This is a genomic window from Streptomyces sp. NPDC094147 (assembly GCF_044764265.1).
Taxonomy (GTDB): domain Bacteria; phylum Actinomycetota; class Actinomycetes; order Streptomycetales; family Streptomycetaceae; genus Streptomyces.
In genome coordinates this window covers 1-21,151 of record NZ_JBIWHT010000052.1, presented here as the reverse complement: position 1 = coordinate 21,151, position 21,151 = coordinate 1, and the positions used below count along the sequence as shown (strand labels likewise).

Here is a 21,151-nt window from a genome sequence, read left to right as displayed (position 1 = left end):
TTCTTCGCGAGCGCCTCGGCATCCGGCTTGGACAACTGGCTCTCAGCCCGCGGATCGACGTACACAGGACTCTTCTTCAGCGCATCGGCCACCGCGCCGGTACCACTCGCCGCGTGCGCGGGTATGGGAACGAGGACGGCGGCCAGCGCGAGCAGCAACCCGATCAGGACGGTGGCCGGGCGCAGTTGTCCCGCGGCCCGGGGAAGGACGGGCATCAGAGTTCTCCTCAGCGTGTGAAAGTGGCCGAGCGCGGTGGTCCACTGCCCGGTGGAGCTCAGCCATAGGAAAGGTTGGAGCAGAGGTCGTCGTCGGCCGAGCGGGCGCCGTCGGCGAGGCCGGAGGGCACCGTGCTCGGCGCCGTTGATGCCGTCGCGGTCGGGCCGACGGCATAGGTCTTGCCGAGGATGACTTTGATCCCGGCCGTGCCGCTCGCGGCGACCTCCGCGCCGGGAAAGACCTGGGCAGCCTTCTCGGCCCGGTCCTGCTGGCCGGGCCCGTACTCGATGACCGTCCTGGTCTGGGTGCGGACGGCGGCCGTACCCGCGCCGGTGACGGTGAAGCCGTGCTGCTTGAGCGCGTCGGCGGCGCGGGCGGCGAGACCGGAGACGGTGGTGCCGTTGTACACGGCGACCGAGATACCCGTGCCAGAGACCGCCGAGGCGGCGCCCGGCGACGGGGATGCCGCGCTCGCCTGGTCGTCGTGATGCTTGCCGGCGTCCTGGCCATCCAGGGTGCGGTCGGCTTTGAGCGCGACCCACAAGGCCTCCGCGTCCGGGTGGACGATGGCAACCCGGGCACCTTGATAACGCCACGGAAGGGTGACGAACTTGGTGTTGTGCAGGTCGACGTCCTTCATCGACAGGGCGAAGGAGATCAGCTTGTCGGCCGAGCCGAGCCCGGGGTCCACGGTCAGGGACTGCATGGCGGCGTTGGCCAGCGGCAGCAAGCTGGTGGGTGTCAGCCCGTCGCTCTTCACCTTCTTCAACAGCGAGGCCACGAAGGCCTGTTGACGCTTGATGCGGCCCATGTCGGAGCCGTCGCCGATGCCGTGCCGGATGCGTACGTAGTCCAGGGCCTTCTGGCCCGAGACGGTCTGCGGTCCCTTGGCGAAGATCTGGTCACCGCGGGTGGGCCGATTGGGGTTGAGATCCTTCTGGTAGATGTCCTGGGGCAGACAGACCTGGACGCCGCCGACGGCCTCGGTCATCTTCGCGAAGCCCTTGAAGTCGACCACCACCGTGTGATCGACGCGCAGCCCGGTCAGCTTCTCCACCGTGTTCTGGCTGCAGGCGGGATTGCCCTTGGGGGACTGACCCACTGAATAGGCGGCGTTGAACATGGTGTTGCTCTGCCGGGTGGTCCAACTGCCGTCGGGGAGCTTGCAGGAGGGGATGTCGACCAGGGTGTCGCGGGGAATGGACACCGCGACGGCATGCTTCTGATCGGCGTACACATGCAGCAGGAACGCGGTGTCCGAGCGGCCGATGTCACCCTTCTTGCCGCCGCCGAGGCTGCTGTTGCCGTCGGTCCGCGCGTCCGTTCCGATCACCAGCACGTTCGCCCCGTTGGCCGAGGCGGGCGGGCGGTCGCCGGAGATCCCGTCCGCGCCGAAGGTCTCGATGTTGCCGTCGAGCTGGATGTAGATCCACCCCGCACCGGCCGTCAACAGCACGAGCAGCGAGACGCCTGCGGCGATTCCGATCCGTACTCTGTTGCGCTGGGGCCGCACAGCGGACCGGCCGCCTCCAGGCCGGCGGCCCGACGCCTTATGACTGCCTGCCATCTGCGCGCCTCTTGTCCGTCCGCGTCACAAGGGAAGGGGACGCCTGCCCCCATCAACAGTTCTCCAGTTGCGCAATATAGCAATCTTTGTGACGGGTTCAGTCCTGGTTCATGCGTCGGTCCGACGAGAGGAAGCCGGGGTTGCCGCTCCGCGAACTCGCCGGAGCCGAGGCATCCACATCAGCAACCGCGCGCGAAAATTGACGCCGACATTCCGAGAAATTAGCTTGCTAGCATGCTAGCGTCGCCTTGTGAGCGATGAGGAAGTCAAGCAGTTCAACGTGTACCTGCCGATCGGGCTGATCAAGCAGGTCAAGTACCGCGCCATCGAGTCGGGCATGTCGTTGTCGGCCCTGGTCGCCGACGCACTGCGCGCCTACCTCGACGACACCCCTGGACACACCCGGCAATCGACCGAGAAGGAGACCTGACATGGCGACCGAAGGCATTGAGGCCGTGTTCTTGACGACCCACAACTGGGGCAAGGCGGCGAAGTTCTTCCAGTCGCTGGGCTACGAGTTGGAGTTCTCGACCGACCACAATTCCGGTCGGCTCCGCAACGGCGACGGGCCGTACGTCTTCATCGCCGAGGTCCCCGAGGACCAAGAGCCCCAGACGCGGATGGTTCTGAAGGTGCCGGACGCTGACACGTTCCGTACCGATCCCGCCGTCGAGGTGGTGACGCCGTTCGAGGACACCCATTACGGGACCAGGGAGATGACCGTCCGCGACCCCGACGGGCGTCTGTGGAACCTCCAGGCTCCCGCCAAGAACTGACCGCACGGGAAGGGGAACACCATGGCAGACGAGCAGACCGAGGCACCGGACAACACGGCGGTACGGACCGCCCTCTGGCGCGCGATGCACGTCCGGGTCGACCCGCCACCGCATGTACTGGAGGACGAGATCGGCCTGCAACTGGCGGCCCCCGCCGACGACTGGCGCCGCCGCCCCGACATGGACCCGTACGCCACCAGAGGATTCCGGGCGGCCGTCGTGGCCCGCGCTCGCTTCATCGAGGACTTGATCGCCGAGCAGGCGGACCGTGGCATCACCCAGTACGTCATCCTGGGAGCGGGCCTGGACACCTTTGCCCAGCGCAGGCCGGAAGTCGCCTCCCGCCTACGGGTCTTCGAGGTCGACCAGCCCGGACCCCAGGCCTGGAAGCGCCACCGCCTGGTCGAACTCGGCTATGGCATCCCCGACTGGCTGCACCTGGTGCCGGTCGACTTCGAGGCGAGCGAGGACTGGCTGAAGAAGCTGGCCGCCGCGGGCTTCGATGCCGGCCGGCCATCGGTCATCGTGTCCACCGGCGTCTCCATGTACCTCACCAAAGCCGCCACCGCGGCCACCCTGCGCCAGATCACCGGGCTCGCACCCGGCTCGACGCTCGCCATGACCTTCCTGCTGCCGACCGAACTGCTCGACGCGGCCGATCGTCCCGGTCTCCGGACCAGCGAGGAAGGCGCGCAAGCATCCGGAACACCGTTCATCAGCTTCTACACCCCGCCCGAGATGCTGGCACGGGCCCGGGAAGCCGGCTTCGAGGACGCCCGGCACGTATCGGGAAGTGCGCTCGCCGAGCGCTACTTCGCCGATCGCACCGACGGCCTCAGCCCCTCGACCGGAGAGGACCTGCTCCTGGCCACCACCTGATCCCCCCTCCTCAAGGCCACTCGCCGGACGCCCCCCTAGGTGCGCGGTGGGTTCGGAGCCGGGGTCAGGATCAGGGGGAGGTATACGTCGTCGACGATCTCCGTGATGGCCTCGTCGTCGACGGGGGCACCGAACAGGAGGAACTGGTTGCGCAGCAGGTCGGTCGCCACCGTGGCTCTTCGCGAGGCGAGGACCCACGGCTCGACCTCGCCGCGTTCGACGGCACGTTCCAGGATGGTGTGGCTCGTCGCGGGGCCGGCCGTGTGGATGTGTTCCCGGATCAGTCCGGCGAGCTCGGCGTCGCGCGTCATCTCCGGGAGGAGCCCGCGCATGATGCCGCCGAGGGGGCTGGCCATCTTGTGGGAGATCTGCCGCAGCAGGGCGATCACGTCGGTGCGGAGTGCGCCGGTGTCGGGGGCCGGGACGTCGGAGAACCCGCTCAACTTGCAGGCGTCCATGACCAGTTCGGCGCGGCTGGACCAGCGGCGGTAGACGGCGGCCTTGCCGGTACGGGCCCGTGCGGCCACCCGTTCCATGGTCAGCGCGGGGTAGCCCACCTCGATGAGTTCAGCCAGAGTCGCCGTCAAAATGGCGCGTTCCAGTTCCCCACCGCGACGGCGGGGACCTTTGCGGTGGTCAGCGACCAGTTCGGCGGCCTGCTCGTCGGCCTGTTCGGAGTTCAGTGACACCGTGACTCCCCAACGCTTCCTTAGAGACCGTTGCGTTCTCTATGAGGGCAGCTTAGCCTCTTACTTAGAGAACTGTCCGTTCTTTAACCGTCTGAGGTTTCGAGGGATTTCGATGACCGAGACTGCCGCACGGCTCCAGACGCACGACGCCCCCGCCTTCCCAGCCGACCGGACCTGCCCCTATCAACTCCCGGAGATGTACAGCCGACTTCGGGACGAGCCCGACTCGCTGCACCCCGTGACCCTCTACGACGGCCGACGGGCCTGGATCGTGTCCGGACACGAGGTGGCGCGCTCCTTACTCGCCGACCCCAGGATCTCCTCCGACCGCACCCGCGCCGAATTCCCCGCCACATCACCGCTCTTCGAAGCCATCCGGGAGCAGCCTCAGGCATTCATCGGCATGGATCCGCCCGAACACGACTCCCAACGGCGGATGTTGATCAGCGAGTTCACGGTGAAGCGCATCAAGGGGATGCGTACCGACATCGAGCGCATCGTGAACGGCTTCATCGACGACATGCTCGCCGCGGGCCCGCCCGTCGACCTGGTGAGCCGGCTCTCGCTGCCCGTCCCCTCTCTGGTGATCTGCCGGCTCCTCGGTGTGCCCTATGGCGACCACGACTTCTTCCAGGACGCGAGCAAGCGGCTGGTACAGGCGACGGACGCGGACGGCGCGGCCGCCGCACGCGACGAGCTCCGGAACTACCTGGACTCCCTGATCACCCAGATGCAGACCCAACCCGGGCCCGGACTGCTGAGCACCCTGGTCACCGAACAGTTGGCGGGCGGCGGGATCGACCGCGAGGAACTCATCTCGACCGCACTGCTGCTGCTCGTCGCCGGACATGAGACGACGGCCTCGATGACCTCGCTCAGCGTGATCACGCTGCTGGAACACCCCGAACAGCACGCCGCTCTGCGAGCCGACCCGAGTCTGGTCCCCGGGGCGGTCGAGGAACTGCTCCGCTACCTCGCCATCGCCGATTTCGCCGGCGGCCGGTTCGCCACCGCCGACATCGAGATCGACGGCCAGGTCATCCGCGCGGGCGATGGCGTGATCGTCACCAACTCCATTGCCAACCGAGACGGTTCGGTGTTCGAGGATCCGGACACCTTCGACGTGCACCGCTCGGCCCGCCACCACATCTCCTTCGGCTACGGAGTCCACCAGTGCCTCGGCCAGAACCTGGCCCGCCTGGAACTCGAAGTCCTCATCACCACGCTGTTCGAGCGCATCCCGACGCTGCGCCTGGCCGTCCCGGTCGAGCAGTTGACGCTGCGCCCCGGCACGACGATCCAGGGCGTCAACGAACTTCCGGTCACCTGGTGACCGCGCCGAAAGAGGGACCATGACGCCGACGGGAGACACCATGAAGCCGAAGGAAGACGCCATGAAGGTGTCCGCCGACCGGGACGTCTGTATCGGCGCCGGCCTGTGCGCGCTGACCGCCCCCGACGTCTTCGACCAGGACGACGACGGCATCGTCGAGGTGCTCATGCCCGATCCCGGCATCGGCCATCAGCCCGCCGCCCGCCGGGCGGGCAGCCTCTGCCCGTCCGGCGCGGTCCGGATCACCGAATAAGCCCCGCACCGGGACCGGACCGCTCACGGCGGCCCGGTCCCAGCACGACGATGGTCCTGCGGCCCGAGAGGAGGGCTGCGTGCCGACCTCCGTACGCGTCCCCTGAGCCGACGGCCGGCCCTGGTACCGGCACCTGGTCGACGGTCGTCGCCGCGCTCTCCGAGCGGGATGGGGACGTCGTCGCCATCGGGGGCGGGATACGCAAGCCGGAACCCCTTCCGACCTCCTTCGAGCGGGTCGTGAACCTGGTCCGCCGACACGCACCAGGAGTCGCACTCGCCTTCAACACCAACGGCGGCGACAGCGTCGAGAGGCAGCCAAACGCTGGCTGTGAGCGCTGCTCCCAGACCTACCCGCCCTTGTGCAGGACCGTGGCCAGGCGCGCCGGCCCCTCGTGCCCGTGGCCGTCCGCATCTTCGACACCTCATCGGGCGCCCGCTCCACGACCGGACAGCTCCTGCGCGGTGAACGGGTTCGGAGCAGACGACGACCGCCCGCTGCGGACGTCGGGTCGGACCGTACGAACTCCGCGCTCCAGTCCGGGCCGAACCGGATGACCCCGCGCAGGGGGCGATTCCCGCTTCAGCCTCTCCATCAAGTACCGCACACACCAACGGAGTTGACCGCTCTCCTGTGCCGACCGGCTCGGCCGGGGAAGCGTGGTCCCCGGCCGAGCCGGTCGAGTCACTCCTCGAAGTACGCGTCGAGCACGGCGTCGAGTTGCTCGGGCCACTCCTTGACGCCGGCCCGGTCGGCGGCCTCGACGTCGTGGGAGAACCGTCGGTGCGCCGGTGTGTACACGACGATCTCGAAACGCCGCGACCACCGCGGTGTGCGGTACTCGACCGCGCTGAGCTCGTCCCACCGGAAGTCGGCCTCTTCGTCGGCCAGCCGCAGCCGGACTCCTCGACGGTCGGCGACGATCGAACCCTGTCGGTCGGACACCTCGAAAACGGGCCCACCGACGTCAGCGTCGGATTCGCCTTCGGAATCCGCTGCGTCCGCTTCGGCCGGATCCGCCCCGCCATCGGCGACCTCGGCTTCGGCCGCCGCCTTGGGCCCGCCGTTCTCGTCCTCTTCGGGTACGGCGTCCTCCTCAAGGACCTCGTCGGGCGCGTGCTCCTCCCCCGATGCAACCGCACGCGCCGGCACAAGACCGGGAACGTACGCGGGATCCGTCGCGGCACCACCCAGGGGCATGTACTGGTGTTCTGATCGCTGCTCCACATGCGCAGTATGGCCGAGCAGCCTGTGAACCCGCTCGCCCCTTCACTCGCCCGCGCCCCCGAAGTCCCGGGCCGCGGCGAGCACCCGCCGGTGCGCCTCGTCGCCGCCCACCGAGATCCGTACGCCTTCCCCCGGGCAGGCCCGGACCCGGACCCCGGCCCGCAGGGCGGCGGTGGCGAAGCGCTCGGCCGCCGCACCGAGCGGAAGCCACACGAAATTGCCGTACGACCGCAGGGGCGCAAGCCCCTCCGCACACAGCCCCTCATACAGTCGCGTCCGCCCGCGTCGCACCAACTCCAGGCGGGAGATGAGCTGTTGGGGGTGGTCGAGGGAGATCTGCGCGGCCCGTTCGGCGAGGCGCGTGACCGAGAACGGCAGCAGTGTCCTGCGGCCCAGGGCCGCGAGGCCCGGAGCGGCGAAGGCGTAGCCGGCGCGCAGCCCCGCGAGTCCGTACGCCTTGGAGAACGTACGCAGCAGCACGGTCTGGGGCCTCGCGTGCATCAGGTCGAGGTCGCTGGTGTCCTCTTCCTCGTCGAACTCCACGTATGCCTGGTCGAGGACGGTCACGACGTGGGGCGGGAGTGCGGCGAGGAACTCGCGCAGCTCGGGGTGCGGGATGCGGCTGCCGGTGGGGTTGTGCGGGGAGCACAGGATGATCACGCGGGTGCGGGCGGTGACCATCGCCGCGAACGCGGGCAGGTCGTGCCCTCCGGCGGCCGTCAGCGGGATGGGCGTACCCCGGGCGCCCGCCAGCGCGACGAGCAGCGGGTAGGCGTCGAAGCCGGGCCAGGGGTGGAGGACTTCGTCGCCGGGGCCGCACAGCGCGAGCAGGAACTGCTGAAGGACCGCGCCGCTGCCGGGGCCGACGACGACCCGCTCGGGGTCGGTGGCGAAGTGCCGGGACACCGTGTGGTGCAGGGTGCGTGCGGTGGGGTCGGGGTAGAGGTTGACGCGGTCGGCGTTGTGGCGCAGCGACTCCGCCACCGCCGGGAGGGGCGGCAGCGCGAGTTCGTTGTTGGCGAGGTCGATGACGCCGTCCGTGTGCTGAGCCGTCGGGTCGGTGGAGCGGTAGGCGGGCAGCCGGTTGAGTTCCGCGCTGCGGGCCGAGGGGTGCGGGGCACGACTCGTTGTCATGGGTGTCCTTGTCGAGTGGGTCACTGGTGCGGCCATGCGGCGAAGCGGCGCAGGCCGTACAGGAGCGGCGTGCCGTCGCTCCGGCCGATGACGCCGACCTCGCCCAGGACGACGGTGTGGTCGCCGACGTCGAACATCCCGGCGACGCGGCAGTCGGCCACGGCGATCGAGTCGTCCGTGAGGTGGGGCAGGCCCGAGGGCGAGCGTCGCCAGTACACGCGGGCGAACCGGTCTGGATCGGGGCCGGCGAACAGCTCGGCGGTGTGCTGCCCGTGGGCGTGCAGGAGGTTGACGGCGAAGCCGCCCCGGGTGTTCACCGCCGCCAGGGTGGCGCTGCCGCGGCGCAGGCAGACGAGGAGTGTGGGCGGTTCCAGGGTGACGCTGGTGAGCGAGGAGCAGGTCATGCCGCGCGGCGATCCCTCGGCGTCCACGCTGGTGACGACGGCGACGCCGGTGGGAAAGGCGCTCATCAGGTCGCGGAAGCGACGCTGGTTCGCCGCGGCGGTGATGTCCCGGCCCTGCGCGGTGGTGCCGCTCATGAGACACCGTGCAACTGGCGCAGCAACTGGTGGGCGGAGGGCAGCGACTCCACCCAGTCGCGCTGCTTGTGTTTGATGTCGGCGAACAACTGCTCTGCCAGCGCGGCGGATTCGGGCTTGTGGGCCAGAGAGGGCAGCGGGTGTCGCGGGAGCATGCCGAGTCCGGCGAAGATGCAGTAGTAGCTGCCGTTGGTCCAGAAGTTGCGGAACTCGGCCTCGAAGTTCCCGTAGTAGGTGCCCTCGTCGCTGATCGGCAGGTTCACCGGCAGTCCGGACCGGTAGGTCTCGACCTTGTCCTTGATGCCGTCGGCGAGTTTCAGCTCCTTGTTGGCCCGCCAGAACGGTGTGTCCGTGCGCGGCGAGAAGTAGTAGTGGGCCTGGAGGAAGTCCCTGGTGTCGTCGAACATCTCCTGGATCTCGCGGTTGAACCGGTCGACGAGCACCGGGTCGAAGGTGCGGTCGGGGAAGTGTTTGGCGAGCATGTGGATCGCCGCGTAGATGAAGTAGATGCCGCTGGACTCCAGGGGTTCTACGAAGCACGACGCAAGTCCGATGCTGACGCAGTTGCGCACCCAGGCCCTGCGGTTGCGGCCGACGCGGAAGCGGATGTGGTTGAACGGGGTCCGCTCCGGGTCGAGGCCCCACAGCCGGGCGAAGTCGGCGGTGGCCTCGTCGCGGTCGGCGAAGCGGCTGGAGAACACGTAGCCGCTGCCGAACCGGCCGAGCATGGGGATCTTCCAGGTCCAGCCGGCGGGCATGGCGATGGAGGAGGTGTAGGGCTCGACGCCGTGCTTCTCGTCGTCGTGGGGTATGGCGGTGGCCACCGCGCTGTCGCACAGCAGGTGGTCGCTCATGTCCAGGAACGGCTCGCCCATGGCCTGGTTGATGAGCAGTCCGCGGAAGCCGGAGCAGTCCACGAACAGATCGCCGTCCAGGCGCCGTCCCGACTTGGTACACAGTGCCGTGATGAACCCGCGCTCGTCGGTGAGGACTTCGGTCATCTCGTCCTCGACGTGTTCGACGGCCTGTTTGGTCACCGCGAAGGTGCGCAGGAACTTGGCGACGAGCTGGGCGTCGAAGTGCCAGGCGTAGTTGGTGGCGCGGCGCATGTCGAGCCAGCGGGGCGCCTTGTTGGCGTCCATGATCGCCGTGTCGGTGAAACAGGCGTGGTCGTACGGCTCGGTGGTCTCGCCGCGCAGCGCCTTGGCCGCCCAGTAGTGGGACAGCGGAATGCGGTCGCTGGAGGGCAGCAGGCCGAAGGGATGGTGGAAGGCGTCCGCGTACCCGTCGACGACGCGGGGTTGTGGGCTGCCGTCGCCAGGGGTGCGCCAGTTGATGAACTTGACGGCCATCTTGTAGCTGGCGTTGCACTCGCGCATCCACTCCTCCTCGGCGATCCCGAGGTAGTCGAAGAAGGCGCGTTGCAGGTTGGGGATGGTGGCTTCGCCGACACCGATGCGCGGGATGCTCGGTGCTTCGAGAACCGTGATCTTCACGGTGTTCTGCAGGGCCTTGCCGAGGTATGCCGCGGTCATCCAGCCGGCGGTGCCGCCGCCGAGTATGACGACCTTCCTGATGCGGTTGTCCATGGCGCGGATGTCCTAACTCGAAGAAGATGGTGGGGTGTTGAGGGTGGTGCGCGGTCTGGCCTTGCCGCCCCCGGTTCCGTCAGTCCGTGAGCAGGCCGCGGGCGCGGAGGTCTGCGACGACCGCGTCGGGCAGTCCGGCGGCTTCGGCCCCGGCCGGGGAGAGCGAGCCGGGGATGCTCTGCTCGAACGCGAACACCCCCCGGGGGTCGTAGTGGCGCTTGACCTCCATCAGCCGGGGCAGTCGGTCCCCGTAGTAGGCGTGCAGCCAGTCGGGCAGGTCGCGGTCGGGGCTGTTGACGTAGGCCCCGCCGGTCATGAAGGGGAGCATCTCCTCCCGGATCCCGGACAGCCACTCCAGGTGCTCCCGGTCGGCGGCCGGATCGCTCCAGTGGCCGAGGTATTCCACACACAGTGAGGCGTCGCGGTGCGCGAACGCCGAGTGGCCGGGCGGAACATCGGCCAGGACCGCGCCGCCCAGACCGTAGAACCCGGTCTTGACGCCGGGCGGCGCTTTCTCGTGCCAACGCTCCAGGGTCCGCAGCGCCGCCGTGCCCAGCGGGTCGGCGGCGAGCGCGGGAGTGAACTTGGCGCGGATGGACGGGACTTGCTCGGTCCAGGTGCCGATGCTGTCCCCGTACGGGAGGGTGCGCAGGGACATCGAGCGGGGCGGGCAGGAGGTGGTCAACGGACCTAGCAGGGCGGTGAGTTCATCGGTGGAGCCTTCGAACAGTCCGGTGGCCAGCGCCCTGTCGGCGGCGGAGGGGAACAGGTTGAAGCGGGCGTTCACCCGCGGGTCCGCATCCCGGATCCAGTGCTGCCAGGCGTCCAGGGCCGCGATGGCGCCGGCCGCGTTCCACTCCAGGGAGAACAGCGTCACCTCGGCGATCGGGCTCAGGGCGAAGGTGTACGAGGTGACGATCCCGAAGTTGCCGCCGCCGCCTCCGCGTGAGGCCCACAGCAGATCCGCGTGGTGGTGCTCGTCGACGTCGAGGACGTGGCCGTCCGCGTCGATGAGAGTGAGCCCCACCAGGTGGTCGATGAGCAGACCGCGCGAGCGCACCAGCATGCCGATGCCGCCGCCGAGCACGTGGCCGCCGATGCGGATGTCGGGGCAGACTCCCGCGGGGATGGTGCCGCCGAGGGACCACAGCGCCGCGTATGCCTCGCCGAGCAGGACACCGGGGCCGAGGACGGCCCTGGTGCGGTCGGCGTTGACGGCCAGGGAGCCCAGCCGCGACACGTCGATGACGACGCCGTCGTCCAGACCGCTGAAGCCTTCGCTGTTGTGACCGCCGGAGCGGATCCGGAAGGGAATGCCCCGGTCGCGGACATAACCCAGGGCGGCTGCCGTCTCCTGTGCGCCGCTCGGGTAGACGACGGCCCGGGGGCGGTAGTCGAAGCGGCCGTTCCACAGGCGCCGCGCCGTGTCGTAGCGCGCGTCGTCGGGCGTCACCACCGCGCCTATGGTGTCCGGGTAGCGGGCCATCACGCGGAACCTTCGTGGCCGCGGGCGAAGAACCTGATCGGCATCTTCGTGGCCTTGACCGCTTCGTCGGCGGGCGGTCGCCAGGCCGCGAAGGTGTGGGTGACGCCGGCCCCCCGGCTTTCGAGGTAGCAGATGACGTTCAGCGGCCAGCCCGCATTGCGGAAGAGGTATTCGTCCATGCGGCTGGGGTTCTCGCTGAGGTGTTCCCTGCGCTCGTGCGGGGGCCCCACCCGGTGCCAGTCCGGGTGCATGTGGACCGAACCGAGCATCTCCAGCCCCTCGGCCTCGAACTTCCGCACCACTTGCAGGAGTTGGCGCGAGTCGCACCAGAATCCCCGTTCGCCGTCGTCGTACTGCTTGCCGAAGCGGGGCACGATGTTCTGCCGGAACTCCTCCAGCGGTACGTCGTCGACCGCGCGCACATTGGTCGCGAAGGCGACCCGGCGCACCACGAGTGCGTCGTCCTCCAGGGTTCCGCCGAGCAGACCGAAGCTGTTGGGGCGGTGCAGGCGGGAGCCGCCGGCGGCCACCGAGGCGAGGCCGCGACGGTACTGGTCGACGGCGTCCTCGATGAATTCGGTGAAGACGTCGGCGTCCGCGACCATCGCTTCGACGGCCTCGAAGGGGCCCCCGGCCGGTTGTTCGCGGGTATCGGTGTGTGCTGTGTCTGCGTGCGCCGTACCGGTTTCGGGCATGGCGACGCTCCTCTCCGTATGTGCGTCTAAGTGCGCTGATGTGTGCGGTGCGGCGGACCGGGGGTCAGACGATCCCGCCGTTGGCGTGGATGACCTGCCCGTTGATCCAGCCGCCGGACGGCCCCACGAGGAAGGTCACCACGTCGGCGATGTCCTCGGGGCGACCGATCCGGCCGAGCGGAACCTGCCGGGCCAGCGCCTCGATGTCCTCGGCCGTTCTGCCGCGCAGGAAGAGCTCCGTGCCGGTGGGTCCGGGGGCGATGGCGTTGACGGTGATCCCGCGCCCGGCCAGTTCCTTGGCGAGTTGGCGGGTCAGCACCTCGACGGCGGTCTTGCTCGCGTTGTAGAGGGCCTGTCCCGGCACGCCCAGGGCGGCGGCCGAGCTGGAGAAGGTGATGACGCGTCCGCCGGGCCGCACGTGCCGGGCGGCGGCGCGCAGCAGGTGGCAGGTGCCCAGGAGGTTGACGCCGACGACCCGGTGGATGTCCTCGTCGGCCATGTCGGACAGGGGGCCGCGCACCCGGGCGTGGGCGCCCGCGCAGCCGACGACCACATCCACACCGCCGTACGCCTTCCGGGCCGCGGCGAACAGCGCGTCCACAGCCGCGGGGCGGCTGATGTCGCCGCGTACCGCCACGGCGCGGGCCGAGGTGTTCTTCTCGGTCTCGCGCACCAACTCCTCGGCGACACCGTCGTCTTGGGCATACCCGAGGACGAGGTCGGCTCCGCTCTGCGCCAGGCGCCGGGCGACCGCCGCGCCGATGCCGCGGGTGCCTCCGGAGACGATCACGGATGTGCGCGCGGGCGGGGTCGTCATCGTCCCGCCTCCCGGATCTCGCCGAGCGCGGCCCGGCCCCGCGCGGACCACCGTGAGCCCTCGGCGCCCTCGAAGCGCTGCTCGTAGGACTCCAGGAACTTGATGCGATCGGGGACGGGGTCGTCGGTGCGGTTCAGGAAGGGCAGATCGGAGTCGACCATGTGCCGGATGGCGAGCAGGGGGACCGGGCTGCGCAGCGGCCGGAAGCCGGGGTTGTGCAGGCCGCCCTGTTCACTGCGCGGATGGAACTTGCCGATCATGAGGCCGGAGTCGACGAATCCGGCCTTGAGCCTGCGGTGCGTCTCGTCCACCACGACGGGCGCGTCCTCGGCGCCGACGTCGGGCAGGATCACCAGGATCGCCTTCTCCAGGGCACCCGGCCCGGAGTTCGGTTCCGTCTCCAGGAAGACGGTCCGGTACGCGGCGATGGTGGTGTCGATGTCGGCCTGGGCGCGGTCGCGCGTGTGCACGACGGTGAAGCTGATCCGGTTCATCGCCAGGGCGCGCGGCATGAAGGGACACACCGAGCCGGTGCGGCCGAGGTCGTGATGCGGCCGGCACAGGAACTCCTCGCACCAGGCGGCGATGCGGCTGATGACGGGCAGGTCGCTGGTCAGGCGCGCCAGGTCGTCCGAGTGGTAGAGCGGGTGCGGTGCTGTGGTGTTCATAGGGCCCCCGTCGTGAAGGTCACCAGGTGATGGGCAGGGCGGCCAGGGCATGGGTGACCATGCCCGGCTGCCACGGCACCTCGTGCGCGGGCACAGCCAGGTTCAGACCCGGCACTCCGCGCACGAGGGCGTCGAAGGCCTCCTGCAACTGGATGCGTGCGAGATGCGCGCCGATGCAGTAGTGCGGCCCCTTGCCGAAGGCCAGATGCCCCTTGGGCATCGGCCGGTGGATGTCGAACCGGTCCGGGTCGGTGAACTGGGCGTCGTCACGGTGCGCCGAGGAGATCAGCGGCATCACGCCCTGCCCCTTGTGCACGCAACCGGAGGGCAGCTCGACGTCCTGTACGGCCACGCGCAGGAAACCCACGTCGGCGGGGAAGTCGTGCCGCAGGATCTCCTCCACCGCCGCCGGGACCAGAGCGGGGTCGGCCACGAGCTCCTCGTACTGGTCTCGGTGGCGCAGCAGGGTGAACGCCCCGCGGCCGATGGAGGTCATGGTGGTCTCGTGTCCGGCGAGCAGCAGGGAGCGTACGGTGTCGATCAGTTCCGCCTCGCTGAGACGGTCACCGCCGTCCCGTGCTTCGATCATGTCGTCGAGCAGGTCGGTGCCGGGTTCGCTGCGGTGGCGTGCGACCAGGTCGCCCACGTAGGCGTAGAACTCCTCGCGTTCACCGGCGCGTTCGGCCGCCCGCTCGGGGCCGATGGTCATGGCGGTCTCGGCCCAGCGACGGAACTGCGCGAGGTCGGCGTCGGCGACGCCGAGGATCTCCGCGATCACCCGGATCGGCAGCGGCTGCGCGAGTGCCGCCATCAGATCGCCGGGCGGGCCGGCCGCCATCATGGTGTCGACGAGTTCCCGCACGATCACGCGGATGCGCGGGCGCCAGCGCTCACTTCTGCGTACGGAGAACGAACGGTTGAGGATCTGGCGCAGCCGGGTGTGGCGGGGCGGGTCGAGGTTGATCAGGGTGTCGCGGTCCTCGGACATGTCGGCGTCGGGCTGCAACCGGGGCGAGCCGGGGCGGTTGAGGTCACGGCTGAAGCGGGGGTCTGCGAGCACGGCCTCGACATCGGCGTGGCGCACCGCGACGGCCACGACGTCGCCGCTGGGCAGCTCGGCCTCGCCCAGCGGGTCGTGGGCGCGCCGCCACGCGCAGCTGCGCGGCACGCCGCCGAGGGGTTCGTCGGGGAACGGAAAGGCTTCGGGTGCCATGGCGCTCAGTCCTCGAAGGTCAGCAGGGGGATGTCCCACAGCTCGGGGTGCACCGGGCGGCGCATCTCGGGGGTGAGGACTTCGACGACGAGCATCTCGGTGAGGTACTGGACCTGCGCCGAGATCAGGTGGCTTGAGTAGGCCAGCGCCGCCTGCTGCTTCAGGCCGACGGTGACGTGGACGTGCGGCACGATCGCGTCCTTGTCGGGGTCGTAGGAGAAGGTGCCGCAGCCCATGGCTTCGACCTTCTCCAGGTGGACGGGCAGGCGCACCGGCGCTTCGGGCGTCTCCACCCGCTGGCAGGTGCCCGCGATCTCGGTCTCGGCGAACGCGGCGAGAAACATCGGCACATAGCCCTGGCGGACGTCGTGGTCCGCGCAGAAGCGGGCGAGGGTCGCCAGGAAGTCCTCGCCGTGATCGAAGTTGACGCCGAATGTCCTTCCGGTCTTCAGCTCGTGGGTACGCATGGCGGTACTCCCATCAATAGGTGTACGAACGTGGCGGCGGTGTCACAGGTCGACGCGCAACTCCTGCGACCGGAGCCACGAGTTCAGGTCCAGGACCATTTCCACGCTGATCCGCGTCAAGGTGGTCGAGGTCCCGTCGGTCGGTGTCGCGAGCAGGGCCTTGACGGCCTGCTGGTCGAGCAGCGGCAGTACCGGAGCGGTGCCGTCGGCCACGAGGTCGGCGAGCGCGGCCCGCAGGGCGAGGCCGTAGGCGGGGTCCTGGGTGGCCGGGTAGGGGCTCTTGCGCCGGTCGAGCACCGACTGGGGCAGCACGTCGCGGACCGCGGCACGCAGCAGACTCTTCTCCCGCCCGTCGAACGTCTTCATCGACCAGGGTGTATTGAAGAGGTACTCCACCAGGCGGTGGTCGCAGAACGGCACCCGTACCTCCAGTCCGTGCGCCATGCTCAGGCGGTCCTTGCGGTCGAGCAGCATGGTCACGAACCGGGTCAGGTGCAGGTAGGAGACCTCCCTCATCCGCCGCTCCACCGCGTCCGCTCCCGGCACGTGCGGCACCTCGGCCAGCGCCTCGCGGTACCGGTCGTTCTCGTAGGAGACGGTGTCGAGTTGTCGGCGCAGCGCCGGGTCGAAGAGATCGTCGGGGCGCTGCTGCCGCATCATGACGACCAGCCAGGGGAACGTCGCCGCGTTCACCGCCTCGGGCAGGTGGAACCAGGCGTAGCCGCCGAACACCTCGTCGGCCGACTCCCCCGACAGGGCGACGGTCGAGTGCTCCCGGATGGCTTGGAACAGCAGGTGGAGCGAGGTGTTCATGTCCCCGCTGAACTGCGGGTACTCCCAGGCGCGCACCACGCTGTCGCGCAGGGCCGGCTCGGCGAGTCCGTCAGTGCCGAGGACGATGTCGGTGTGGACGGTACGCAGATGTCGCACGACGTCCTGGACGTACGGCCCGTCGGCCGATCCGCGCATTCCGTCGTCCTCGAAGTGGTCGGTGAGGCCGTCGAAGTCGACGGCGAAGGAACGCAGATCGCCGTGCGGGACCGCCAGCGCGGTGATGGCGCTGGAGTCGAGTCCGCCCGAGAGCAGACTGCACACCGGTACGTCCGCGACCAGCTGCCGCTCGACGATGTCCTCCAGCAACCCGCGTACCGTCGCGGTGGTGGTGTCGAGGTCGTCGGTGTGCTCCCGGGCCGCCAGGGTCCAGTAGCGCCGCTTGCTCAGGCCGCGGCGCCCGAAGCGCACCAGCTGCCCGGGGCGGACCTCGTGCAGGCCTTTGTACAGGGACCGTTCCGGGGTCTGGACGATGGTGAAGATCTCCCGCAGACCGTCGGCGTCGACCGCTCGCGGGGCCCGCGGATGCGCGAGGACCGCCTTCGGCTCGGAGCCGAACACCAGCCCTCCGTCCGGGAGTTGACAGTAGAAGAGCGGTTTGACGCCCATCCGGTCGCGCACCAGCAGGAGCTCTTCGGTGCGCGTGTCCCACAGCGCGAAGGCGTACATGCCGTTGAGCCGCTCGGCGACGCGGTCGCCCCACTCCAGATAGCCGCGCAGGACGACCTCGGTATCACTGCGCGTACGGAAGCGGTGTCCCTTCAGCTCCAACTGGGCGCGCAGATCCCGGAAGTTGTACACCTCACCGCTGTACGTCAGAACGGCGCCCTCGGCCTCCATGGGCTGCCGGCCGCCTTCGATGTCGATCACGGCCAGGCGCCGGTGGCCAAGGCCCGCATGGGGGCCCAGCCATACGCCCCTGGCATCGGGGCCGCGTGGAGCGAGGGTCTCGGTCATGGCGGACACGATGGTCCGCTCCTTGCCCAGGTCTCGTTCGAAGTCGATCCAGCCTGCTATGCCGCACATACGGCTGTCCATTCGTCGGTTCCACGAAGCACTCCGCCCGCTTCGGTGGAGTATTTCCTGTGTATTTCCTCTGCCTGAGGTGTCCAGGGTTGTGGAGTGCAATATCCCGACGGGGAAGGCCCATCTATGGGCACAGGAAGATCCGCTCGGATGCCCTTGCATCCGACCCCCGTCGAACCAGCTTCGACCCTATCAAGCCGCCCTCGAACGGAATCCGCGACAGAGACACTTCCGGCCCCCCGCTACGGGCGCCGAAACAAACGAAATTCAAACGCCCGGCAGCCCGATTCGGGCATGCACAGCCCCCAGCAGGGCCGTAGCCCGGCCTCGATCCCCGCAGAACCGGGCATGAGCCATGCAGAAGCGAGCATCTGCCCGCGCACCACACACGGCTCCCACCGATTCGCTTGGCTCAAGAATTCCCCACCCACGACGCCTCCTGGGATCAGAGAGAACACCGGGACTTCTGAATTTGTCACGCACCCCGATCGTGTACAACTTCCGCACACCGCTGTTGCTCGACGAATTTTCGATGACACGTAGGGAAATGGAACGAGAATATGGCCCATGCTTCACTGCCGACTCCGCACCCGCCTCCGATATCAGGCCCCACGACCGCACCCGGTCCCTGATCAGACCGAACTCCCCTTTCCCTGCCGAGCTTGCGGGCTCCCCTGCGGAGGTGGCAGCCGCACGCCCGCCGTCGAGAAGTTGGCAGGGTTCTTCGCCACGCATCTGGCGCCCGACCCGGATGACAGAAAACTCCACAAGCAACTTGGCAAAGTTGCTTGTGGAGTTTACGGTGGAATCATGAACGCGAACCCCAAGCCGGAGCCGTCCGCCGCGACCGCGCAGCGCCTCAACCAGGCGATCAAGCGGCTGCGCGCACGGCTGCGCACGGAATCGGGGCAGCATGCGACCGGTCTGACCGTCACGCAGCTCGCCGTGCTGGTGAGCGTGGTGCGGGAGGGCCCGGTCACCGCGGCCCGGCTTGCCGCGCTGGAGCACGTCAGCGCGCAGTCCATCGCGCAGAACCTGGCGGTGCTCAAGGCCGCCGGGCTGGTGCACAGCGAGCCCGATCCGCAGGACGGCCGCAAGAAGCTGATGAGCGCCGACCCGTCCGCGACCGAACTGATCGAGAAGCTGCTCGCGGGCCGCGCCACCTTCCTCGCGCGGGCCATCGACCAGGTCGTCGCGCCGGACGAGCGCAAGGACCTGGAGAAGGCCATCGAGCTGCTGGAGCGTCTCACCGCGGCCGACCTGAGCGACGGCGGCATATGAGAACGGTCTCGCTTCCGGCCGACGCCGAGGCTCGCGATCTCCGGCGCAAGCCCTTCGCGTGGACGTTCACGACCCCGCTCTACGTGGGCTCCAGCCTCAACCCCATCAACAGCTCCATCATCGCGACCGCGCTGGTCCCCATCGCCGCCGAGCTGCACGTCCCGGTGGGCGCCACCGCCGTGCTGGTCTCCTCGCTCTACCTGGCCAGCGCCGTCGCGCAACCGACAGCAGGCAAGCTCGCGGAGGTACTCGGCCCGCGCCGGATCTTCCTCTCCGGCATCGTCCTTGTCCTGCTCGGCGGCCTGGTCGGCGGCATCGGCCAGAACCTGGCGATGCTCACTGTCGCCCGGGTCCTGGTCGGCATCGGCACGTCGGCCGCGTTCCCCTGCGCGATGGTGCTGATCCGGCGGCGCGCCGAGGAGGCGGGCATGGACGCGCCGCCGGGCGGGGTGCTCGGCGGCATCGCGATCGCGGGCATGGCCACCGCCGCCGTCGGCCCGCCGATCGGTGGCCTGCTGGTGGGCGCCGCGGGGTGGCGCTGGGCGTTCCTGATCAACATCCCGGTCACCGCGATCGCGATGGCGATGGCCCTGCGCTGGCTGCCCGAGGATGCCGTACTCGACCGCGCGCACATGGGTTTCCGTAAAGTCGCCGACCGGATCGATCTGCCCGGCATCCTCGGATTCGCCGTGTCGATGAGCGCGCTGGTCATCTACTTGATGGGCCTCCCTCGGATCGAGTGGATCGCACTCGCCGTCTTCGTGCTCGCCGCCGTGCCCACCGTCGTGTGGGAGCTGCGCAGGACCGCGCCGTTCTTCGACTTCCGCGGCCTCGCCGCCAACGGCGCTCTCGCCCGCACCTACCTGCGCCAGGCGCTCACGCTGCTCGGCGTCTACTCCGTGATGTACGGCATGACCCAGTGGATGGAAGCCGCACACGGCATGTCCACCCTGGCGGCCGGACTCCTGCTGCTGCCGATGGGAGCCGTCTCCGCTCTGCTCTCGCGCCCGCTCGCCAGACGCAACCTGGTACGCGGACCGCTGATCGCCTCGGCGGTGTCGATGCTGCTCGGCTCGGTCGGCATCATGCTGCTCACCTCGCACAGCCCGGCGATCGCGATCGTGCTGGTCTCCCTGGTCTTCGGCGTCACGTCCGCCGCCACCACGGTCGGCAACCAGACCGCCCTCTACCTCGCGGCACCGCCCGACCAGATCGGCACCGCTTCCGGTCTGTTCCGTACCTTCGGGTACCTCGGAACCATCACCTCCGCCGTGATCGGCAGCATCGTCTTCCGCGACGGCGCGAGCGACAACGGCCTGCACACCCTCGGCTTCGTGCTGGTCGCGGCGGGCCTCGCGGCCCTGCTGCTGACCCTCCTCGACCGCCGGCTGATGGGCCGCGACACACACCGCGCGCCCGACACCCCGACACACCCCTGAAAACCCCTCAAGACACCAAGCCCCCAAGACCCCAAGACCCCACCAAGGAGAACCCCCGCGTGAGCACCCCCGCCCTCCCCACGATCACCCCCGAGCGAACCGCCCTGCTGGCCATGGACTTCCAGAACGGGATCGTCCCACTCGCCCCCGACTCCGACGCACTCGTCGAGCGGGTCAAGGGCGCCATCGCCCACGTCCGCGCCGCAGGCGGCACCATCGGCTACGTGCGCGTCGCCTTCACCGAGGACGACTGGGCGTCGGTCCCCGAGACCAACAAGACCTTCAGCGCGGTCGCCGCGGCGAAGATGCTGCACCACGAGGACGCCGCCACCCAGATCGACGAACGGATCGCCCCCGAGGAGGGCGACATCGTCGTACGCAAGATCCGCATCGGCTCGGCCTCCACCACCGACCTCCACCAGCAGTTGCGCGACCGCGGTATCGACACCCTGATCCTCTCCGGGATCAGCACCAGCGGCGTCGTCCTGTCCACCCTCAACGACGCCGCCGATCGCGACTATCGCGTCTACGTCCTGTCCGACGGCGTCGCCGACCCCGACCCCGAGACTCATCGAGTGCTGCTCGACAAGGTCTTCCCGTCCCGGGCTCACCTCATCGACACAGCCACGCTGCGCGAACTGCTGCAGTCCGCCGCACAGGGTGAGGCGCTCGGTCAGAGCTCGCCGCGTGAGGGGTTGGGGTAGTTCCTGGCCGCGTTGAAGTGGATGAGCAGCATCAGTGAGCGGGCCGTGTTCTGGGTGTCGGTGTTGGCCCAGGTCTGGTTGGCGAGTTGAAGGATGGACGCCTGGATATCGCGTTCCACCAGACCAGCATGCTGGAGCAATCGCGCCCGGCCACCTGGACAGGGCCTGGTAGTTGCCTCCGAAGGCAGGTCGGTAAGCTCCGCGCATGACCTTGGAATGGGAACAGGTACTGAGGTTTTCGGGTTGGTGTCGGGGGTGACGGTGGGTGATCCCTGCGGTATGCCGTTGATATGCGGTATGCGCAGGGTGGGGGTCTGACCGC

22 protein-coding genes and 1 pseudogene are annotated in these 21,151 nt (G+C 69.1%); 8 read left to right on the top strand and 15 right to left on the bottom strand.

Annotated elements, in window-relative coordinates; genetic code table 11:
* Together ACIQ8J_RS34455 and ACIQ8J_RS34450 are read right to left on the bottom strand one after the other, a co-directional pair.
* Positions 1 to 215, bottom strand: a pseudogene (locus ACIQ8J_RS34455) (hypothetical protein); the annotation flags it as partial.
* A gap of 59 nt (positions 216 to 274) precedes the next feature.
* Positions 275 to 1,783, bottom strand: a complete 1,509-nt coding sequence (locus tag ACIQ8J_RS34450) for an LCP family protein (protein ID WP_403277836.1) — start codon at positions 1,781 to 1,783, stop codon at positions 275 to 277.
* A 250-nt stretch (positions 1,784 to 2,033) separates the two neighbouring features.
* Here ACIQ8J_RS34450 and ACIQ8J_RS34445 point away from each other — a divergent pair, with 250 nt between their 5' ends.
* From ACIQ8J_RS34445 to ACIQ8J_RS34435, 3 genes are read left to right on the top strand one after another with little or no spacing between them, the layout of a single operon-like run.
* A complete protein-coding gene (locus ACIQ8J_RS34445; protein WP_403277838.1) occupies positions 2,034 to 2,213 on the top strand; it encodes a CopG family transcriptional regulator in 180 nt (59 codons plus the stop codon).
* A 1-nt stretch (position 2,214) separates the two neighbouring features.
* Positions 2,215 to 2,559 carry a VOC family protein gene (locus ACIQ8J_RS34440; protein WP_403277840.1) on the top strand — a complete coding sequence of 115 codons (345 nt, stop codon included), beginning with the start codon at positions 2,215 to 2,217 and terminating at the stop codon, positions 2,557 to 2,559.
* A gap of 21 nt (positions 2,560 to 2,580) precedes the next feature.
* On the top strand, positions 2,581 to 3,438 hold the full coding sequence (locus ACIQ8J_RS34435; RefSeq protein ID WP_403277842.1) for a class I SAM-dependent methyltransferase: 858 nt from the start codon (positions 2,581 to 2,583) through the stop codon (positions 3,436 to 3,438).
* 35 nt (positions 3,439 to 3,473) lie between these two features.
* Here ACIQ8J_RS34435 and ACIQ8J_RS34430 read toward each other — a convergent pair whose 3' ends face one another.
* Positions 3,474 to 4,127 carry a TetR/AcrR family transcriptional regulator gene (locus ACIQ8J_RS34430; RefSeq protein ID WP_403277844.1) on the bottom strand — a complete coding sequence of 218 codons (654 nt, stop codon included), beginning with the start codon at positions 4,125 to 4,127 and terminating at the stop codon, positions 3,474 to 3,476.
* A 112-nt stretch (positions 4,128 to 4,239) separates the two neighbouring features.
* Between ACIQ8J_RS34430 and ACIQ8J_RS34425 the strand changes: the two genes are divergently transcribed.
* Both ACIQ8J_RS34425 and ACIQ8J_RS34420 read left to right on the top strand, forming a co-directional pair.
* A complete protein-coding gene (locus ACIQ8J_RS34425; protein WP_403277846.1) occupies positions 4,240 to 5,460 on the top strand; it encodes a cytochrome P450 in 1,221 nt (406 codons plus the stop codon).
* 61 nt (positions 5,461 to 5,521) lie between these two features.
* Positions 5,522 to 5,713 (top strand): ferredoxin, encoded by a 192-nt coding sequence (locus ACIQ8J_RS34420; RefSeq protein ID WP_403277871.1) that lies wholly within the window; start codon positions 5,522 to 5,524, stop codon positions 5,711 to 5,713.
* A gap of 684 nt (positions 5,714 to 6,397) precedes the next feature.
* Here ACIQ8J_RS34420 and ACIQ8J_RS34415 read toward each other — a convergent pair.
* The 11 genes from ACIQ8J_RS34415 to asnB form a co-directional block, all read right to left on the bottom strand.
* Positions 6,398 to 6,940 carry a hypothetical protein gene (locus tag ACIQ8J_RS34415; protein ID WP_403277848.1) on the bottom strand — a complete coding sequence of 181 codons (543 nt, stop codon included), beginning with the start codon at positions 6,938 to 6,940 and terminating at the stop codon, positions 6,398 to 6,400.
* A gap of 42 nt (positions 6,941 to 6,982) precedes the next feature.
* Positions 6,983 to 8,074 (bottom strand): aminotransferase class I/II-fold pyridoxal phosphate-dependent enzyme, encoded by a 1,092-nt coding sequence (locus ACIQ8J_RS34410; protein WP_403277850.1) that lies wholly within the window; start codon positions 8,072 to 8,074, stop codon positions 6,983 to 6,985.
* 20 nt (positions 8,075 to 8,094) lie between these two features.
* Positions 8,095 to 8,613 (bottom strand): flavin reductase family protein, encoded by a 519-nt coding sequence (locus ACIQ8J_RS34405; protein WP_403277852.1) that lies wholly within the window; start codon positions 8,611 to 8,613, stop codon positions 8,095 to 8,097.
* Entirely contained in the window at positions 8,610 to 10,202 is a 1,593-nt protein-coding gene (locus ACIQ8J_RS34400; protein ID WP_403277854.1) for a tryptophan halogenase family protein, read from the bottom strand. Before ACIQ8J_RS34400 ends, ACIQ8J_RS34405 begins: the two co-directional genes overlap by 4 nt.
* A 79-nt stretch (positions 10,203 to 10,281) precedes the next feature.
* Positions 10,282 to 11,688, bottom strand: coding sequence for an FAD-binding oxidoreductase (locus tag ACIQ8J_RS34395; protein WP_403277856.1), 1,407 nt, complete (start codon positions 11,686 to 11,688; stop codon positions 10,282 to 10,284).
* On the bottom strand, positions 11,688 to 12,383 hold the full coding sequence (locus ACIQ8J_RS34390) for a hypothetical protein (RefSeq protein WP_403277858.1): 696 nt from the start codon (positions 12,381 to 12,383) through the stop codon (positions 11,688 to 11,690). Before ACIQ8J_RS34390 ends, ACIQ8J_RS34395 begins: the two co-directional genes overlap by 1 nt.
* Positions 12,384 to 12,447: 64 nt before the next feature.
* Entirely contained in the window at positions 12,448 to 13,200 is a 753-nt protein-coding gene (locus ACIQ8J_RS34385) for an SDR family oxidoreductase (protein ID WP_403277860.1), read from the bottom strand.
* Positions 13,197 to 13,868 carry a DUF6875 domain-containing protein gene (locus ACIQ8J_RS34380; protein WP_403277862.1) on the bottom strand — a complete coding sequence of 224 codons (672 nt, stop codon included), beginning with the start codon at positions 13,866 to 13,868 and terminating at the stop codon, positions 13,197 to 13,199. Before ACIQ8J_RS34380 ends, ACIQ8J_RS34385 begins: the two co-directional genes overlap by 4 nt.
* 19 nt (positions 13,869 to 13,887) lie before the next feature.
* Positions 13,888 to 15,081 (bottom strand): cytochrome P450, encoded by a 1,194-nt coding sequence (locus ACIQ8J_RS34375; RefSeq protein WP_403277864.1) that lies wholly within the window; start codon positions 15,079 to 15,081, stop codon positions 13,888 to 13,890.
* 5 nt (positions 15,082 to 15,086) lie between these two features.
* Entirely contained in the window at positions 15,087 to 15,548 is a 462-nt protein-coding gene (locus tag ACIQ8J_RS34370) for a PPC domain-containing DNA-binding protein (RefSeq protein ID WP_403277865.1), read from the bottom strand.
* A gap of 42 nt (positions 15,549 to 15,590) precedes the next feature.
* Positions 15,591 to 17,405 (bottom strand): asparagine synthase (glutamine-hydrolyzing), encoded by a 1,815-nt coding sequence (asnB, locus tag ACIQ8J_RS34365; RefSeq protein WP_403277866.1) that lies wholly within the window; start codon positions 17,403 to 17,405, stop codon positions 15,591 to 15,593.
* Between the two features lie 810 nt (positions 17,406 to 18,215).
* Between asnB and ACIQ8J_RS34360 the strand changes: the two genes are divergently transcribed.
* The 3 genes from ACIQ8J_RS34360 to ACIQ8J_RS34350 are packed head-to-tail and all read left to right on the top strand — an operon-like array spanning position 18,216 to position 20,829.
* On the top strand, positions 18,216 to 18,686 hold the full coding sequence (locus ACIQ8J_RS34360) for a MarR family winged helix-turn-helix transcriptional regulator (protein WP_403277867.1): 471 nt from the start codon (positions 18,216 to 18,218) through the stop codon (positions 18,684 to 18,686).
* Complete coding sequence (locus ACIQ8J_RS34355; protein ID WP_403277868.1) at positions 18,683 to 20,125, top strand: MFS transporter; 1,443 nt, start codon at positions 18,683 to 18,685, stop codon at positions 20,123 to 20,125. The genes ACIQ8J_RS34360 and ACIQ8J_RS34355 overlap by 4 nt, the downstream gene beginning before the upstream one ends.
* A gap of 59 nt (positions 20,126 to 20,184) precedes the next feature.
* Positions 20,185 to 20,829 (top strand): cysteine hydrolase family protein, encoded by a 645-nt coding sequence (locus ACIQ8J_RS34350; RefSeq protein ID WP_403277869.1) that lies wholly within the window; start codon positions 20,185 to 20,187, stop codon positions 20,827 to 20,829.
* Here the strand turns inward: ACIQ8J_RS34350 and ACIQ8J_RS34345 are convergent.
* Positions 20,799 to 20,948 (bottom strand): hypothetical protein, encoded by a 150-nt coding sequence (locus tag ACIQ8J_RS34345; protein WP_403277870.1) that lies wholly within the window; start codon positions 20,946 to 20,948, stop codon positions 20,799 to 20,801. The two genes, ACIQ8J_RS34350 and ACIQ8J_RS34345, sit on opposite strands and share 31 nt — an antisense overlap.
* Positions 20,949 to 21,151: the final 203 nt, after the last annotated feature.

Coding starts and splice junctions, on each gene's coding strand:
- ACIQ8J_RS34385 (WP_403277860.1), bottom strand. CDS start 13,200: ATGACGACCCCGCCCGCGCGCACATCCGTGATCGTCTCCGGAGGCACC.
- ACIQ8J_RS34425 (WP_403277846.1), top strand. CDS start 4,240: ATGACCGAGACTGCCGCACGGCTCCAGACGCACGACGCCCCCGCCTTC.
- ACIQ8J_RS34360 (WP_403277867.1), top strand. CDS start 18,216: ATGAACGCGAACCCCAAGCCGGAGCCGTCCGCCGCGACCGCGCAGCGC.
- ACIQ8J_RS34440 (WP_403277840.1), top strand. CDS start 2,215: ATGGCGACCGAAGGCATTGAGGCCGTGTTCTTGACGACCCACAACTGG.
- ACIQ8J_RS34420 (WP_403277871.1), top strand. CDS start 5,522: ATGAAGGTGTCCGCCGACCGGGACGTCTGTATCGGCGCCGGCCTGTGC.
- ACIQ8J_RS34450 (WP_403277836.1), bottom strand. CDS start 1,783: ATGGCAGGCAGTCATAAGGCGTCGGGCCGCCGGCCTGGAGGCGGCCGG.
- ACIQ8J_RS34370 (WP_403277865.1), bottom strand. CDS start 15,548: ATGCGTACCCACGAGCTGAAGACCGGAAGGACATTCGGCGTCAACTTC.
- asnB (WP_403277866.1), bottom strand. CDS start 17,405: ATGTGCGGCATAGCAGGCTGGATCGACTTCGAACGAGACCTGGGCAAG.
- ACIQ8J_RS34390 (WP_403277858.1), bottom strand. CDS start 12,383: ATGCCCGAAACCGGTACGGCGCACGCAGACACAGCACACACCGATACC.
- ACIQ8J_RS34435 (WP_403277842.1), top strand. CDS start 2,581: ATGGCAGACGAGCAGACCGAGGCACCGGACAACACGGCGGTACGGACC.
- ACIQ8J_RS34375 (WP_403277864.1), bottom strand. CDS start 15,081: ATGGCACCCGAAGCCTTTCCGTTCCCCGACGAACCCCTCGGCGGCGTG.
- ACIQ8J_RS34355 (WP_403277868.1), top strand. CDS start 18,683: ATGAGAACGGTCTCGCTTCCGGCCGACGCCGAGGCTCGCGATCTCCGG.
- ACIQ8J_RS34395 (WP_403277856.1), bottom strand. CDS start 11,688: ATGGCCCGCTACCCGGACACCATAGGCGCGGTGGTGACGCCCGACGAC.
- ACIQ8J_RS34410 (WP_403277850.1), bottom strand. CDS start 8,074: ATGACAACGAGTCGTGCCCCGCACCCCTCGGCCCGCAGCGCGGAACTC.
- ACIQ8J_RS34405 (WP_403277852.1), bottom strand. CDS start 8,613: ATGAGCGGCACCACCGCGCAGGGCCGGGACATCACCGCCGCGGCGAAC.
- ACIQ8J_RS34400 (WP_403277854.1), bottom strand. CDS start 10,202: ATGGACAACCGCATCAGGAAGGTCGTCATACTCGGCGGCGGCACCGCC.
- ACIQ8J_RS34380 (WP_403277862.1), bottom strand. CDS start 13,868: ATGAACACCACAGCACCGCACCCGCTCTACCACTCGGACGACCTGGCG.